The sequence below is a fragment of the Neisseria sp. HMSC058F07 genome, assembly GCF_001810035.1.
GTDB lineage: Bacteria > Pseudomonadota > Gammaproteobacteria > Burkholderiales > Neisseriaceae > Neisseria > Neisseria perflava.
Genome location: NZ_KV799663.1, coordinates 226,973 through 242,491, shown reverse-complemented (window position 1 = coordinate 242,491; position 15,519 = coordinate 226,973). Strand labels below are relative to the sequence as shown.

Here is a 15,519-nt window from a genome sequence, read left to right as displayed (position 1 = left end):
TGTCCCTTATGCATTTGCTTTTTCGGTGGCGGAAGTTGTCAGTGTAGTCAGTTCTTCCAGGGTGTTTATCCAAAGGGTGGGCTGGTATTCACGACCGTATTGCTCGGGCTCGGCTTGATGAATATTGTGCGGCTTAGGCATAATGCCTATGGAGAGCCAACCCAGTTTGTTGGGTGCGACAAAATCTTTTTTGATGTTGTCGCCGATGTAGATGAAACGTTTTGTAGCCGGATATTTGTTTTGCAGGAAGACAAAACGCTTATCGTCGGGTTTTTCCGATTGCATGGCTTCCGAAATCAAAATGTCGTCAAACAAATCGGTCAAACCCAAGGCCTGTATTTTCAAACGCTGTGTCAGACTGCGACCGTCTGTAATCAGGGCGCGTGCGGCAAAAGGGCGCATCAGCTTCCGTAAAAAAGACGGTTCGACATAAGGTCGGATAACAGGCCTATGTAGTCGATATTGCCACAAAAGTGATTGTTTCTCTAGTTCGTTTAATTTGCAATGATGACACAAATTGTCGAGCCAGTCTTTACTTTTATTGTCTGCAATTTCATTTAGTACGTCGGCATCGTATTGCGGGTAAAGCGACGTAATTGTCCCTACAACTGCCTGTATTCCGGAGCATTTGTAGTCGTACTCAGAGTAAAGCGTATCGTCAAGATCGAAGACGATGACAGATTCTTCCGGCTTAATCATGTTCTCTTACCAAAACCTTAGCATCGTAACGAAGCATGATTAAATTGTTTTCCCAGTCGTCGGAGAAAGGGACATCTTGGCCGCCGATGTATTCTTGAATCAGCCAGCCCGGATAGTTGCCGCCTGCTGCGTAAGTCAGTGGGAAACCGCCGCCGAAACGCGGGTTGATTTCCACGCCGTAGGTCGTGCTGTCGGTTTTGCTGACGAAGAATTGCGCGGTAATGCAGCCGCGTGCGCCTTCCAATACGGCCATTTTTTCAACCAGCTCTTTATACAGGGCATTGCGTCGGGTTGCGCCTTTGCTGACTTCACCGGTGCGCACTTCCAAACGTTCGCGAGGAATGGCGCATTTCAGACGGCCTTGACGGTCGTAATACATATCGACGGTAAACTCGGAGAAAGTATTCTCAATATCGATGTATTGGGCGAACATCATTTTCGGGTCTTCGGTAATGTCGACAGTCAAATCAGCCGGTGTGTTGATTTTTTTCGCACCGATGGCGCGGCTGCCGTCATAAGGCTTGGCAAAACATGGGAAAACCAGGCGGTCCCGTTCGTAAATTTCAGGCGAACGGATGCCGTATTGTGCAAACAGGCCTGCGGTCAGGCGCTTGTCGCGGCACAGGGTAATCAGTTTTGCATCCGAAATGACAATATGTATTCCTTCAGCTTCAAAACGGTCACGTGCTTCGGCCAGTTTGAGCAGCTCGGTATCGATGGTTGGCACAATCAGACCGATGTCGTGTTGTTTGGCCAGCTCGAAAATGCTGTCAATGTATTCGGCTGCATCGATGCGCGGCACGCTGAAAGCGCGGTCGGCAACATGGCAGGCAGAAGACATGTGGGGGTTGAGGTCAGTAGCAAAAACGCCGATGCCGTCTGAAAAACGTGCGGCTTCGGTTTGGAAGTCCTGCACCAATTCGACACGGCGACCTGCCGACAGAATCAGTATGTTATTTTTTTTCATCAGTTTTATTACCCGTGAAATAAGGCATGGTGGCTTCTCCTTCGGCTGAGATGCCTTCTTTGACGAAGACTTTTTTAACCGTCAGGAACAAAATTTTGATATCCAGCCAAAAGCTGAAGTTGTCGATGTACCAAACATCGTGGGCGAATTTTTCATCCCATGAAATGGCGTTGCGGCCATTGACTTGCGCCCAACCGGTCACGCCCGGTTTCATTTCGTGGCGGCGGTTTTGGAAGTCGTTGTACAACGGCAGGTAGTGCATCAGCAGCGGACGAGGTCCAACTAGACTCATCTCGCCTTTTAAGACATTCCATAATTCAGGAAGTTCGTCCAAACTGGTGGCGCGTAATTTTTTGCCGAAATCGGTCAGGCGTTCGCTGTCCGGTAGAGGGTTGCCGTCTTTATCGATTGCATCGCGCATGGAGCGGAATTTAATCATTTTAAACGGTTTGCCATCCTTGCCCGGTCGCTCTTGGATGAAGAACACAGGCGAGCCTAAGTTTTTGCGGATGAGGTACACCAAAATCAAAAACACAGGCGACAGGATAATCAGCCCTGAAGCAGAGGCAATAATGTCAAACAGGCGTTTGAAAAATTTATTCATGAGCTAATCTTTCAATCAGGTTGACGATTTTTTGATAGGCAACGTCGCGTTTGAAGCGGCGGACGATTTCTTCGGACTGAACAGGATCGTTTTTGCGCTTCAAAATATCTTTGGCGGCTTGAACGAAACCGTCCACATCACCGGAACGATAGTTCGCATGCGGCAGCAGGGTAAGGACTTCGGCAACTTCATCGTTGACCTGGCTGTTCAGAATCGGTTTTTGCAAAGCCATATAGTCGGACAGTTTGTTGGTAATCGACTGCATGGCGTAAGAGTGGATGGCGTTGACGGAAATGTCGCAGCCTTTGGCGACCGACATCATTTCGGCGTAAGGAATGTAGCCGTAAAACTTGATGCCGTCGCAGGCATATTGTTTGAGCCTGTCAAAATCGGGGCCGCCACCCATGATGTGCAATTCGACGTTTTCGCCGGCATCCAACAGCTTGCGAACGCCTTTGCACACAGTTTCCACGTCATAGCTGTAACTGAGCGTGCCCAAGTAGAAAAAGCGGGTTTTGTCGTCGCCAAAATCTTTGGCAGGCGCGGCATCGAGTTTGGGAAAATCCGCGCCGATATAAACGACTTCGCCAGGTACGTTCGGATTGGCTTCTTTGGCGCGGTCGAGATAAGTCTGCGATACGGCAACCAGTGCGTCGGCGTAGCGGTAGGCTTGGTTGGCGCGTGAAGCAAAGGGCAGCAGGTTGTGCGGTACTTTTTTCAAAAACGGTATGACCGAGGAGAAAGACTCCGGCCATACATCCTGCACATCGACAATCAGTTTGTAACCCAAACGCGCTTTGTGTTTGCCCAACAGCAGGTTGGTGGCAATCAGCGGATAGGCGGAAAAGACGACGTCTTGTTCGCCCGGACGGCAGTTTTCCAACCATTGTTCAAAATGTTTGACGAAGCGGTGATGGCTGGTCACGCGTCCCAAAGACACGTTTTTGCTGTATCCGCTTTCTTCCAACAGTATGACTTTCAGACGGCCTTGTGAGGCAGCCTCGGCATCTTCGGGCCGTCTGAAAGATTTGTCGTAGTGCTTGAAGTTGCTGGTAATCAGCAACACGTCATGCGACTGCGACAACAGCTCGGCAAGATACCAGAAGCGGTTGAAATGCGGCTCGGACGGTAGCGAGCAATAAGGGGCGACGATGGTAATGTTCATGTTTCAGACGGCCTTACATTTCGTACGCAGCCATGGTGGTGCGGTAGATTTCATCGTCGGAGCATAAGGTCTCAACGTGTTTGTGCAGGGCTTTGCCCATTTGACCGCGCAACTCAGGATGCTTGATGAGTGTATCGACGGCTTCGATAAACGCTTCGTCATCGCCGAAAGGAATGCAGTAGCCGGTTTGGCCGGTGATGACCATTTCCGAAATACCCGCCATGTTGTAGGTCACGACAGGTGTGTCGTAAAGGCCGGCTTCCAAAATATTGTTGCCGACACCTGCGCCGTGGTCGCCCACGCAATGCGGCGTGTTCACCAAAATATCGACTTCTTTGAAGTAGCCGGTCAAATCGCGGACGCCGCCGAGGAAGGTAACTTGGTCTTCAATGCCCAAACGTTTGGCTTGGGCTTTGAGGTTGTCCATTTCTTCGCCGATGCCTGCAACGTTAAGGCGTACAGGCATGCCGCGGTCAACCATTTTCTTCAAAATGTCCAGCATTAAATGCACGGCGCGGACGGTATCTAAACGGGAAAGTGTGCCCAGTTGGACATAGTCTTTGACCGTTTTTTCAGGAACGAAATCTGCTTTGTGCAGGGCGTTGTAAGTGTAGGTAATGCGGTTGGCAGGGAAACCGTAACGGATGAGTTTTTCGCGTTCGTGTTTGCAGTTGCCGATAATGTACACGCCCAGCTTGTCGAAAAGCTTGGCAATTTTCGGATAAGTTTCCGGATCAAGGCCGCGCGCGTGGTAGAACACTTTGGTTTTCGGTGAAGCGAACTTGGCCGCAATGGCGCAGGCCGGAACGATACGCGCCATTTGGCAGTGAATCACATCGGGTTTCTCTTTTTTCAGCAGTTTCATATAGGCGAACATGCCTTTGACGTAACCCAATAATCCGCCTTGGTAAAAATCGATCGGCTGCCAACGGATGCCCAATGCTTGCGCTTCCTGAATCAAAGGGCCGTCTGAAGAGGCCAATACGATATCGTGTCCGCGTTGTTTGAGCAGGCGGCCGAGGCGGAAAGTGGCGTTTTCAGTGCCACCGAGGCCGGACATGGAGGTAGTCAGGATGATTTTCATGATGGTTTCTTCGTATCGTATAGTGTTTCGTTGTATGCGTAAGCGGCCATATCTTTCAGCTTGGGCGCAACAAATACGCTGTAAATAAAAATCAGCAGGCAGGGCAGCCAGATAAACGGCATACGCAAAATGGTGGACGGAATAAAACCGGCCAGCAGGAAAATGCCCAAGGCAACCCAAGCCAAAACGCGCGATTTGCCGGTTACTGCTCGGTTTGAGGCGGTGTAGAGGAAATAACACGCCACAAAAGCAATAAAGCCGAGCAAGGAAATCATGCCGAAACCCAAATACAGCTCGATGATGAAGCTGTGTGGGTTTTCAAAGCCCAAGCTGCCGCTCAAATGGCCGCCGAAATATTCGCGGAAGTTTTTAGGACCGTAGCCGGTCAGCAGCAGGGGCGGATTGTTCCAGAAGTAGTTGTAAATCTCCTGACGGTAGGACACGGAGTTGTCGCTGCCCAAGTCGTACAGGAAAAGGTACACGCGGCTGGAAAAGCGTTCTAAGAACTGGTTGCCGTTGAGTGAGAGCAAAAATTCCGCAATCGCGCGTGACGGAATCATCGACAATACCAATGCCAGCAAACCAGCAACGCCGACCGTAATAAAACCGTTTCTGCGATAGGCCGTATAAACCAACAAAATCAACAGGTAGCAGCCGATGGCGGTACGCGATACGCTGGCGAAAATGGCCATGCCCAACAGCAGGAACAAGCCCCAGCCAAGTAGTTTTTCTTTGTGTTTCCGCCCTTGGAGTTGGAAGAAAAACAAAATGGCAGGCGCAAGGCAGACCGCGGTGGCGGCGAGGTTGTTCGGGTTAAAGAACAAGCCTTTGAGCGAGCCTTCGTCAATAGCCAACTCATCGCTGGCACTCACAAACTGAATACCGGTGGCCAGTTCTGCAAACGGCGGTACGGCGATAAACAGCGTAAATACGATGAGGAACTTCTGAATCGTCCCCAAAGGGTCGTCGGCGCGCTTCAATACTTGGTAAAACAAGTAGAAGAAAGCCGGAACCGCCATAAAAAACAAAATATCCATGTACTGCGTCGGCGTCAGCGACGTAATGCCCATGTGGATGGCGGGCCAGATGCACATGGCGGTCAGGGCGCAGAGCATGGCAAAAATCTTGCGCGGAATATGCTTGCTTTCCAGAAAAAATACGACAAAACCAAGCAGTACAAATATCAGGGTCAGCGGGTTGTCAATACGCGGTACGCCGACCTTAAAGGACAGCGCGGGCCCCAGCATATAGGCTGCGAGCATGATGTATAGAATGTAAGTGTATAAGTTCAGACGTTTTATTTTCATAGTCGTTCTGTTGTTATCGTAGAGACGTGAATCTCAGGTTGGCTATTTTGCCGAACGGTTTAATTTGGCTTTGATTTTTTCGGTCGCGGCAAATAGTGCGTGTTTGTATTTTAGGAACAGGAAACCCAGTCCGACTGCCCATGCCAGCGCGAACCAAATGTAGTTGTCGCGCGTACCCAGCCAAGTGTAGGCAAGGCAGATTATCAGGCAGAGCGTTGAGTTGGTATAAATCTTCAGGCGCGGCAAAGGCTGCCACAGGCGTGAAGAGAATTCGGTTTTAAAGATGAAAAACAGCCAAAAAGCCGTTGCGCTGGCCATAGCTGCACCTTTTGCACCAAATTTCGGTACCAACAGATAGAGCAGGGCGGTATTGACGATAAAGGCAACGATGTTGATGACAGTAATCAGCCAAGTCGAGCGGACGACGTTCAAACCGATGCCGCTGACTTCGGTCAGCGTGTAAAACAGGGGGAAGAGCATACACGAGAGCAGGATAAATTGAACCTGCGTGTATTTTTCCGGCAGTATCCAGGTCGCCATCGGCGAGAAAATTCCGATGAGGCAAATCATTGCGCTGATGAGGACGGTCATGGAAAGCGTGATGTCGCCGATTTTGTCCAGATTGGTTTTTTCTTCTACCCATTTGAACACCAAAGGCGCCCAAATGGTGGAGAACACGCTTTGGAAAATCAAGGCGACGGCACCAAAGCTGACCGCCATTGAATAAATACCCAACTCGTCCAAGCCTGAGATGTTTTTGAGGACAAAACGGTCAATCGAAGTCAGCCCCCAATAGGCCAAGTTGCCGAATGCCAGCGGCAGGCCGTAGCGTAGGCCGTCCCGATGCAGATCGGACGACCATTTTGCATGGGAAACGGCTTGCAAGTCTTGGCGCAGCTGATATATCAACAGTACAACGGTCAGCACTTGGGCGGCGGTGTAGGCAAAAACCAGCGAAGTGGTATTGGCGGGCAGGCCGGAAGCGATTACGGCAAAAACCAACACCAAAATCAAAAATTTCGGCGCAAGCTGGCTGACAGAAAAAGCCAATGCCTGCTCTTTCATCCGTAAAATCAGGGCTAAAAAACGGATAATCAGCGTGGTGGCTAAGAAAATCAGAAAGAGAATCCCCAAATTTGCACTGGGGATGTCAAAAATGATTTCAGACGGCCATGATGCGTTTATCAGTAACACTAAAACCACAACCGCCACCGTCAGAATCAATGGCGATAAAAAAACGGATTTGAACAGCGCGGCCTTGTCTTTAACGGCGTAATAGTCGCGAATATAGGATTGGTCCAGCCCCAAGCCCAGCAACAGGATGCTCAATCCGGCAATGGTCTGCAAGAGTACGATACGGCCGATGTCTTCCGCAGGGAAGTACCATGAGATGAGCGGCAGGGAAAGTAGGCCGAAAGCGGCGCTTCCTACCGGGCCCAATGCGTAGCCGAGGATTTTTTTCGCGTTCATATTATTTGTTTTCAGACGGCCAGAAGTTCGAGCTGAGCGTTTTTCGTAAGAGATGCGTTGTTACCGTTGCCGGTTTGCCAAGGCCGTCTGAAAAAAACAAATGGCCTTGGGAAACCGGCCGCCGTCCCGGTCGGGGAAACCGGAGGCAGCCGGATGCGTCTGAATCAAGATTATGCTTTGATGACTTTAGGATTTTTCACTGGGAATTTGCCGCGTGTATCGACAATCAGCTTGGCATGTTCGGTAATCATGTCATAGTCGAATTTGTCGTGATCGGTGGTTAGAACCACGCAATCGTATTGGGCGACAGTTTCAGGGGTCAGCGCTTCGCTCTTCAGGTCGAAGTAGTGGTGGCCGGGGATGTGCGGGAACTCCGGAACGTGCGGGTCGGAGTAGGAAACCACTGCGCCCAGTTTGTGCAGGCGGTCCATAACTTCCACGGACGGGCTTTCGCGCATATCGTCCACGTTTTTCTTGTAGGCGATACCCAATACCAAGATTTTGCTGTCTTTGATAGAACGGTTGTGATCATTCAAAGCCAGGCCGACTTTTTCGATAACGTAGTCGGGCATGTGGGAGTTCACTTCACCTGCCAATTCGATGAAACGGGTGTTTACGCCGTATTCGCGTGCTTTCCAAGTCAGGTAGAACGGGTCGATAGGGATACAATGGCCGCCCAAGCCAGGGCCTGGGTAATAAGCAACGAAGCCGAACGGTTTGGTTGCAGCGGCATTGATGACTTCGTGAATGTCGATGCCCATTTTGTCGGCAACGATTTTCATCTCGTTCACCAAGCCGATGTTTACGGCGCGGTGGATGTTTTCCAAAAGTTTGGTCAGCTCTGCCGCTTTGGTGGAGCTTACTGGAACAACTTTATCGATGGCAGGTTGGTACAGCGCCAGGCCGACTTCCAAACAAGCAGGGGTATGGCCGCCGATGACTTTTGGAATGGTACGGGTTTCAAAGTTAGGGTTACCCGGGTCTTCACGCTCAGGAGAGTAAACCAAGAACACGTCTTGACCGACTTTCAAGCCGCCTTCTTCCATGCGCGGCAGCAATTCTTCTTCGGTAGTACCGGGGTAGGTAGTGGATTCCAAAGACAGCACTTGGCCGGCGCGCAGGTAAGGTTTTACCGCATCGGTAGTGTCGATCACAAAGCTCATGTCCGGCTCGCGGTATTTGTTCAGCGGAGTCGGTACGCACAAAATGACGGCTTCTACTTCGCCGATGCGGGAGAAGTCTGTCGTTGCTTCAAACAGGCTGTTGGAAGCAGCGGCAATTTTGTCGGAAGGGATATGCTCGATGTAGCTTTCGCCTTTGTTGAGCTTGTCGACTTTGTTGGTGTCAATGTCGAAACCCAAAACTTGGTAACCGATATCCACATAGCGCAACATCAGTGGTAAACCGACGTAGCCTAAGCCAACGATGCCGATTTTTGCGGTCTTATCGGCAAATTTTTGTATCGTAATGTTTTTCATGATGTCTTTCGTGTAATGAATGAGTAAATCGGGAGTGTTTGCCCGATGCCTGAGTTGTTTGCTGCAACCGCATAGCCATAGCCGGCTGCCGTATCGTGTGAAGCCTTAAAACCATACTTATAATTACATTAGACAAAATCATAAGCACTTATCTGATTCGTCTCAATCAAAAAAGTTTAACGGTCGTTCAGGCGGCCTCTATGGTATGGAAACGGTATTTTTGAATGCTTAATTTTTAGAAATTACATTCAACCACATGTTTTGATTTTAGATATTGTTTTGTCAAATGTATGATTCATGAAATGAAACTACCGTTTATGCCGTTTAAAACCCTTCTAGAATAAAAACTTTTAATAAATTTTCGTGGCTTAACTTATCTTAATAATCCATTATTTCGTGATGAAAAAAAGGAAAATTTGTCGACAATCGGCTTGAGGATAGTTAACTTAAGTCAAAGTTTTAAATTGGAATACGCTAAAGTCATTATAATATATTGACGAAAAAATTACATTTATTGCTATATAAATGATAGATATATTCTATTTACAATGGTTTAATTATTAAGTTGAGGCAATTAGACGGATTTTTTTTCGGAGAACCCATTTAATGTCCTGCCCGATGATTTCTACCGATTGACTTTGCCAAGGGCCGTCTGAAAGTAGGGCGGCCGGATTTTCAGGGAGGGAGAAAAGAGGTTTGCCTGCGCCTAACAGTTTCGGTGCTTGGTAGAGGACGATTTCATCCACCAAGTCATCCTTCAGGAAGGCTGAAGCAAGTGTTGAGCCGGCTTCTACCAGAACTTCGCCAAAGCCAAGTTCTGCCAGTTGCGGCATGAGTGAAAGAAGATTGATGCGGCCGTTGATGTGCTCAGACGGCCTGATGATGCGGATATGTTCAAATTTACCCAGCGCCTGCAAACGTTGTTCGTCTGAGGAAAGGGTAACGATAACGGTCGGGCTGTCGGTATCGGTCACGAGGTGGCAGTCCAAAGGGATTTGCAGTCGGCTGTCCAAGACGATACGCGCAGGTTGGCGCAGGGTGGGGAAGCTGCGAACGTTGAGTTTCGGGTTGTCGGCAAGTACGGTACCGATACCGGTCAAAACGGCGCAACTTTCGGCACGGAGAATTTGTACGTCTTCGCGTGCTGCTTCGCCGGTAATCCAAAAGCTGCGGCCGTCTGAAAGGGCGGTTTTGCCGTCCAAACTGGCGGCGCACTTGAGACGGACAAACGGTCTGCCGCGTTCGATACGCGACAGGAAACCGCGGTTGAGTTCGCGCGCCTGAGCTTCCAGCAAACCGCTTTCGGTACGGATTCCGGCGGCTTCCAGCATGGATAAGCCTTTGCCTGAGACCAACGGGTTAGGGTCGGTCATGGCGGCAACCACGCGCGTTACACCGGAATGAACCAGCGCTTCGGCGCATGGCGGTGTGCGGCCGTAATGGCTGCAAGGTTCCAGCGTGACATAGGCCGTTGCGCCTTTGGCCGCCGCTCCGGCCTGCCTCAACGCATGAACTTCAGCGTGCGGCTCGCCTGCTTTGACGTGGAAACCTTGTCCGACGATTTGTGCGCCGTGTGCAATTACGCAACCGACGCGGGGATTGGGGGAAGTAGAAAACCGCCCAAGCTTGGCCAGCTCGAGGGCGGTTTGCATCATTTGGGTATCAAGTGCGGAAAACATGGTTTCAGACGGCCTTATTTGGCTTTGCATTCGGCGATGACTTGGGTGAATTCGGAAACGTCTTTAAAGCTTTTATAGACGGACGCGAAGCGGACATAAGCAACTTGGTCGATTTTTGCCAGTTCCTCCATCGCCATTTCGCCAACGATGTGCGAAGCGACTTCTTTTTTGCCCAAACGGTAGAGGCGCTGCTCGATCAGGGCAACGGTTTCATCGATTTGTTCTTGTGTGACAGGACGTTTGTGCAGCGCGCGCTCAAGGCTGGTCTGCAGTTTGTGCGCATTGAAGGGAACCCGTGTGCCGTTGGATTTGATGACTTGCGGCATCCGCATTTCAACGGTTTCAAAAGTGCTGAAGCGTTGTCCGCATTCCAAGCATTTGCGACGGCGACGGATGCTGTTGGTGTCTTCCAGCCATCGCGAGTCGGTTACTTGTGTGTTGGGGTGTTGGCAAAACGGGCACTTCATCGGGTTTCCTTGTCATACGCTCGGCAAGGTCGCTAAGCAATTGAATTTATTGTTTGTGAACTATTATTGTAGCGGATTGCGTTATTTTCGTATAGTAAAGGCTTTTGCGTAGAATTTATGTATAAAAAGGCCGTCTGAAAGGGCAACTTTGGCGAAGTTGAGCCTTTCAGACGGCCTTGAGTTTTTCAGCCAATCAAACGTCAAACCGATACGCCGACGGCACGGGCGATTTCCAAACCTTCTTCCGCGCTCATGTAAACCGGATTGTCGGGGCGGTCGCTGAGGACAATGTCGCCGTCTTGAAACATCACCAATTCATTGACTGCCAATTGCGACCAGGTTTCATCTCGCGTCAGGGGCAGGGTGGCGATGACGGAAACTTTATCGTTCGGTGTGGTCACTTCTGAAAAATCGACCATCACATCATCGTCCAGCAAACGCGCTTTGCCAAACGGGGCTTTGCGCACGATGTAGTGCAGTAAGGTACTGGCGTGGGCAAACAGGCAGTCGCCGTTGGACATGACGAAGTTGAACAAACCGAAGCGGCGGATTTCATGAGTCAGGCCGGCAATGGCGTCAAACAAAACTTCAGGTTCGGGTTTGGTGGCAAAGCGGCTGCGCAGGCGGTTGAGGATAAAGCAGAACGCGCGTTCGGAATCGGTCGTGCCGACCGCGTGGTAGTACTCTCCCTGCTCGGGGAAAAAATCAATCAAATGGCCGTTGTGTGCAAACAGCCAATATTCGCCCCACATCTCGCGCATGAAGGGATGAGTGTTCGCCAACGAGGTCTGGCCTTGCGAGGCCTTGCGGATATGGGCGATAACGTTTTCAGACTTGATCTGATAGGCGCGCACCAAGTCGGCAACGGGAGAGTTGGCGCTGGGCTTGTCGTCGTGAAACAAGCGTACGCCTTTGCCTTCAAAAAAGCCGATACCGAAGCCGTCAGCGTGGTGGTCGGTAATGCCGCCACGGCGGCGGAAGCCTTCAAAAGAGAACATGATGTCTGTGGGAGTGTTGCAATTCATGCCGAGCAGTTGGCACATGGCGTTAACCTTTATTTTTGGGGTATTTATGGGGTTATTATGGTGTATCGGGCAGGCAGTTTCAATATGTAGAGTGTGATATGTTGATAACTGTCTCATACTTGGCGGGCCGTCTGAAAAATTGCTGTCAAAAATTCAGACGGCCTTAAAGTGTTCCCAGACCGGGTGGCATTGTTCGGGTAAGTCGGGGCAGGCGCCGAGTATGCCGCCGCTGAAGTCGTTGGGGCGGTGGAAGTCGCTGCCTGCACTGGCGAGAAAGTCGAAGCGGTCGGCAAGCAGGGCATAGTTGAGGCGGTCGTTTTTACAGCAGTTGCCGCTGTGCACTTCAATCCCTGCGCCGCCGAGATTTTTAAATTCTTGGAACAGGTTTCGTTTGGCGGTGGCGGATAATTCATAGCGCATTGGGTGGGCGATAATGGCCATGCCGCCCGCGCCTGTAATCGCGGCTACGCAGTCTTCCAGTGTGGCCCATTCATGTCTGACGGAACAGGATTTACCGTCGCCCAGATATTTGGTAAATGCCTGCTGTTTGTTTTTAACATGGCCTTCGCGGATGAGGAATTCGGCAATGTGGGTGCGGCTGGCCATTTCTTTGTTGGCGGCCAATGCCAGCGCGCCTTCATACGCGCCTGTTATGCCTTTTTTCTCCAGTTTTGCCGCGATGGCTTCCAATCGTTTCAGACGGCCTTTACGGACTTCGGCAAGCAGGTTTTGCAGGGTTTCGTTGTGTTCGTCAAAGTCCAAACCGACAACGTGGATGGTGCGGCCGCGCCAAGTGACGGATATTTCCACGCCGTTGACGAAGGGGAGGCCGAGGGTATCGGCTTCGGCGCGAGCTTCGGCCAGTCCGCCGGTGTGGTCGTGGTCGGTCAGAGCGAGCAGGGTGCAACCGTTTTGACGGGCGAGTCGGACGACTTCGGTTGGGGAGAGCATGCCGTCTGAAACGGTCGAATGGCAGTGTAAATCAATCATGGTTTTGCTTTGAATTTTCTCAAAAAAGGCCGTCTGAACGTTTCAGACGGCCTTGCTTTAGAACATTAGAACAGAGAGTCCAGTTGTTGTTTGTTATTGTTGCCGGTATTGCTTGGCAGAACTGGGGTTTCGTCTGATTCTTCACGGGCTGGCGCATTGCCGCTCTCGGTGCGGCGGCGGTTTTCATTCGGAACCGCGCGACGGGCAGGTTGAGCGGGACGTGGTGCAACGCCACTGTTGTCCAAGGCCAGGTCGGAGCTGGTGGTCATGCGTTCGCGCATGTACACTTCGCCGCCGTTTGCAACCACGCCTTCAGGTGCTTTCATCGGTTTGACACTGGTGCCTTTCAGGGCAAAGCGCATGTATTCTACCCATACCGGTACGGCGATTGTACCACCGTAACCTGCACGACCCATGCTGCGCGGTTTGTCAAAGCCGATATAGACGGCAGTTACAACGCTAGGGTTGAAGCCGACAAACCATGCGTCTTTGTTGTCGTTGGTAGTACCGGTTTTACCGGCGATGTCGGCGCGGCCAAGTGCGGCTGCACCGCGTGCGGTACCAACACGGACAACGTCTTGCATGATTTTGTACATGATGTAGGCGTTGCGCGGGTCAATGGCCTGAGGTGCGTTTTCACCGGCTACCAAAGGTTGCATTTGCGCTCTCAGACGGCCTTGGCTATCGTAGATTTTGTCGATGACGTGGGCGGACACTTTGTAACCGCCGTTGGCAAAGACGCTGTAACCTTCTGCAATACGCAACGGCGTGGTTTCGCCTGTACCCAAAGCCATAGACAGGCTGGCAGGAATTTCAGATGGCTTGAAGCCGAAGCGTTGGATGTATTGTTGCGCGTAACCGATACCGATAGACATCAGGATGCGGATGGACACCATGTTTTTTGACGCGGTCAAAGCCTGGCGCAGCGTGATGTAACCGGAATAGCGGCCGTCTGAATTTTTCGGGTTCCACGCTTTACCGTTAGCACCTTTGCCCGGCAGGGAAATCGGCGCATCGTTAATCATGGTGGAAGCAGTCATGCCTTTTGCCAAAGCGGCGGAATAAACGAACGGTTTGAACGTCGAGCCGGGTTGGCGCATGGCTTGAGTTGCGCGGTTGAAGGTTTTGCTGTGGTAGTCATAGCCGCCGACCAATGCACGGACTGCACCGGTTTTCGCATCTAAAGACACCAATGCGCCTTGCAACAAAGGCTCTTGAACGACGGTAAAGGTATCGCCGCTGCCTTTAACGCGAATGACGGAGCCGCGACGGATGCGGTCATCACCCATTTTTTCGTTGTTGACGGCACGGGCGGCAAAGCCTAAAGCGTGGCTGTTCAGCGTGACTTTACGGCCGCTCGGCAATTGAATCTGTACACCTTTGCGGGAGGCTTCCAATACAACCGCCGGAATCATTTTATCGACGGTGTAAAGTGTAGAAAGGTATTGGCTGACGGTTTCTTCTACGTTGTCGCTTTTGCTCAGGTCGATGTAGTTTTCTGCACCGCGGTAGCTGCTGCCGCGGTCGAAATTGCGCAGGACTTTACGCAGGGCCTCGGTGGCCACGCGCTGGTGTGCGGTGTCGACGGTGGTATATACCTTGAAGCCTTGAGTGTAGGCATCTTCGCCGTATTTCTCAAACAGCTCTTGACGCACCATTTCGGCAACGTACAGGGCGCTTTGATCGATGTTTTGTACAAAACGCTCGTAATGCAACTCTTCTTTCAAAGCCTGATCGCGTTGCTGCAGGGTAATCATGCCTTCTTCCAGCATATTGTTCAGAATATAAGCCTGACGCAGTTTGGCGCGTTCAGGATTTACAATCGGATTGTAGGCGGAAGGGGCTTTGGGCAAGCCGGCCAACATGGCGGCTTCGGCCAATGTTAACTCGTTAACATTTTTGTTGAAATAAATTTGGGCTGCAGATGCAAAACCATAAGCGCGTTGACCCAAATAGATTTGGTTGAAGTACAGCTCCAAAATCTTGTCTTTGCTCAAAGACTGCTCGATTTTGTAGGCCAACAGGGCTTCGTTGAATTTACGGGTGAACGAACGCTCGCTGCTCAGGTAGAAGTTTTTAGCAACCTGTTGCGTAATCGTACTGGCACCGGATTGGACGCCGCCGGCCATGACGTTGCCGATCGCGGCGCGCGCCACACCCCAAACGTCCACGCCCCAGTGGTCGTAGAAGCGTTTGTCTTCGGCGGCAATCACGGCATTTTTCAAAACTTTGGGAAAGTCACCGATTTTGGTGAATTCACGCCGTTGCTCGCCGTAAACGCCAATCACTTGGCCGTCTGAAGAATAAATCGTCAGCGGCATTTTGGGTTTGTAGTGTTGTAAAGTGTCCAAAGACGGCAGTTTCGGATAGGTGACCAAAATTGCAATTGCAATCAGCCCCACGCCGAAAAGAGCCAGTCCCAATAAGAGACCCAGGCAGGTCGTTATAATCTTTTTAATCATGACTAAGTAATAATTTGCCATTAATGGCGATAAATAAAGTAAAATGGGAAACGATTTCTATCAGCCACAGTTAATACTGTGCAAAGAATAAGAAGTCCTTTACGGATAACGAAACAGTTACT

At 50.8% G+C, this 15,519-nt stretch carries 13 protein-coding genes; all 13 read right to left on the bottom strand.

The annotated features are described in order from the left end of the window. Nucleotides 1-6 precede the first annotated feature (6 nt). Nucleotides 7-699 carry an HAD family hydrolase gene (locus HMPREF2696_RS01395; protein WP_004520872.1) on the bottom strand — a complete coding sequence of 231 codons (693 nt, stop codon included), beginning with the start codon at nt 697-699 and terminating at the stop codon, nt 7-9. Next, nucleotides 692-1,666 (bottom strand): ATP-grasp domain-containing protein, encoded by a 975-nt coding sequence (locus HMPREF2696_RS01390; protein WP_004520871.1) that lies wholly within the window; start codon nt 1,664-1,666, stop codon nt 692-694. The genes HMPREF2696_RS01395 and HMPREF2696_RS01390 overlap by 8 nt, the downstream gene beginning before the upstream one ends. Then, the gene (locus HMPREF2696_RS01385; RefSeq protein WP_004520870.1) at nt 1,653-2,270 is read right to left on the bottom strand and encodes a sugar transferase; all 618 of its coding nucleotides are present in this window, start codon (nt 2,268-2,270) and stop codon (nt 1,653-1,655) included. Before HMPREF2696_RS01385 ends, HMPREF2696_RS01390 begins: the two co-directional genes overlap by 14 nt. Next, a complete protein-coding gene (locus HMPREF2696_RS01380) occupies nt 2,263-3,435 on the bottom strand; it encodes a glycosyltransferase (RefSeq protein WP_070503970.1) in 1,173 nt (390 codons plus the stop codon). Before HMPREF2696_RS01380 ends, HMPREF2696_RS01385 begins: the two co-directional genes overlap by 8 nt. 13 nt (nt 3,436-3,448) lie before the next feature. Then, nucleotides 3,449-4,519 (bottom strand): glycosyltransferase family 4 protein, encoded by a 1,071-nt coding sequence (locus HMPREF2696_RS01375; protein WP_070503967.1) that lies wholly within the window; start codon nt 4,517-4,519, stop codon nt 3,449-3,451. Beyond that, complete coding sequence (locus HMPREF2696_RS01370) at nt 4,516-5,826, bottom strand: O-antigen ligase family protein (protein WP_070503964.1); 1,311 nt, start codon at nt 5,824-5,826, stop codon at nt 4,516-4,518. The genes HMPREF2696_RS01375 and HMPREF2696_RS01370 overlap by 4 nt, the downstream gene beginning before the upstream one ends. Nucleotides 5,827-5,868: 42 nt before the next feature. Then, nucleotides 5,869-7,296 (bottom strand): oligosaccharide flippase family protein, encoded by a 1,428-nt coding sequence (locus HMPREF2696_RS01365; protein ID WP_070587530.1) that lies wholly within the window; start codon nt 7,294-7,296, stop codon nt 5,869-5,871. Nucleotides 7,297-7,466: 170 nt separating this feature from the next. Then, nucleotides 7,467-8,774: a nucleotide sugar dehydrogenase gene (locus HMPREF2696_RS01360; protein WP_004520865.1), complete on the bottom strand. Its 1,308-nt coding sequence runs from the start codon at nt 8,772-8,774 to the stop codon at nt 7,467-7,469. A 560-nt stretch (nt 8,775-9,334) separates the two neighbouring features. Next, on the bottom strand, nt 9,335-10,453 hold the full coding sequence (ribD, locus tag HMPREF2696_RS01355) for a bifunctional diaminohydroxyphosphoribosylaminopyrimidine deaminase/5-amino-6-(5-phosphoribosylamino)uracil reductase RibD (RefSeq protein ID WP_049344287.1): 1,119 nt from the start codon (nt 10,451-10,453) through the stop codon (nt 9,335-9,337). 14 nt (nt 10,454-10,467) lie between these two features. Next, nucleotides 10,468-10,920 (bottom strand): transcriptional regulator NrdR, encoded by a 453-nt coding sequence (gene nrdR, locus HMPREF2696_RS01350; RefSeq protein WP_004520863.1) that lies wholly within the window; start codon nt 10,918-10,920, stop codon nt 10,468-10,470. 200 nt (nt 10,921-11,120) lie between these two features. Next, nucleotides 11,121-11,963 (bottom strand): class II glutamine amidotransferase, encoded by an 843-nt coding sequence (locus HMPREF2696_RS01345; protein ID WP_039862509.1) that lies wholly within the window; start codon nt 11,961-11,963, stop codon nt 11,121-11,123. Nucleotides 11,964-12,098: 135 nt separating this feature from the next. After that, complete coding sequence (locus tag HMPREF2696_RS01340) at nt 12,099-12,935, bottom strand: PHP domain-containing protein (RefSeq protein WP_039862508.1); 837 nt, start codon at nt 12,933-12,935, stop codon at nt 12,099-12,101. A 65-nt stretch (nt 12,936-13,000) separates the two neighbouring features. Beyond that, the gene (locus tag HMPREF2696_RS01335) at nt 13,001-15,397 is read right to left on the bottom strand and encodes a penicillin-binding protein 1A (RefSeq protein WP_070503954.1); all 2,397 of its coding nucleotides are present in this window, start codon (nt 15,395-15,397) and stop codon (nt 13,001-13,003) included. Between the last annotated feature and the right edge of the window lie 122 nt (nt 15,398-15,519).

What these genes read in the sequence shown, in the direction of transcription:
- HMPREF2696_RS01395 (WP_004520872.1), bottom strand. Translation starts at nt 699, where the DNA reads ATGATTAAGCCGGAAGAATCTGTCATCGTCTTCGATCTTGACGATACG.
- HMPREF2696_RS01390 (WP_004520871.1), bottom strand. Translation starts at nt 1,666, where the DNA reads ATGAAAAAAAATAACATACTGATTCTGTCGGCAGGTCGCCGTGTCGAA.
- HMPREF2696_RS01385 (WP_004520870.1), bottom strand. Translation starts at nt 2,270, where the DNA reads ATGAATAAATTTTTCAAACGCCTGTTTGACATTATTGCCTCTGCTTCA.
- HMPREF2696_RS01380 (WP_070503970.1), bottom strand. Translation starts at nt 3,435, where the DNA reads ATGAACATTACCATCGTCGCCCCTTATTGCTCGCTACCGTCCGAGCCG.
- HMPREF2696_RS01375 (WP_070503967.1), bottom strand. Translation starts at nt 4,519, where the DNA reads ATGAAAATCATCCTGACTACCTCCATGTCCGGCCTCGGTGGCACTGAA.
- HMPREF2696_RS01370 (WP_070503964.1), bottom strand. Translation starts at nt 5,826, where the DNA reads ATGAAAATAAAACGTCTGAACTTATACACTTACATTCTATACATCATG.
- HMPREF2696_RS01365 (WP_070587530.1), bottom strand. Translation starts at nt 7,296, where the DNA reads ATGAACGCGAAAAAAATCCTCGGCTACGCATTGGGCCCGGTAGGAAGC.
- HMPREF2696_RS01360 (WP_004520865.1), bottom strand. Translation starts at nt 8,774, where the DNA reads ATGAAAAACATTACGATACAAAAATTTGCCGATAAGACCGCAAAAATC.
- ribD (WP_049344287.1), bottom strand. Translation starts at nt 10,453, where the DNA reads ATGTTTTCCGCACTTGATACCCAAATGATGCAAACCGCCCTCGAGCTG.
- nrdR (WP_004520863.1), bottom strand. Translation starts at nt 10,920, where the DNA reads ATGAAGTGCCCGTTTTGCCAACACCCCAACACACAAGTAACCGACTCG.
- HMPREF2696_RS01345 (WP_039862509.1), bottom strand. Translation starts at nt 11,963, where the DNA reads ATGTGCCAACTGCTCGGCATGAATTGCAACACTCCCACAGACATCATG.
- HMPREF2696_RS01340 (WP_039862508.1), bottom strand. Translation starts at nt 12,935, where the DNA reads ATGATTGATTTACACTGCCATTCGACCGTTTCAGACGGCATGCTCTCC.
- HMPREF2696_RS01335 (WP_070503954.1), bottom strand. Translation starts at nt 15,397, where the DNA reads ATGATTAAAAAGATTATAACGACCTGCCTGGGTCTCTTATTGGGACTG.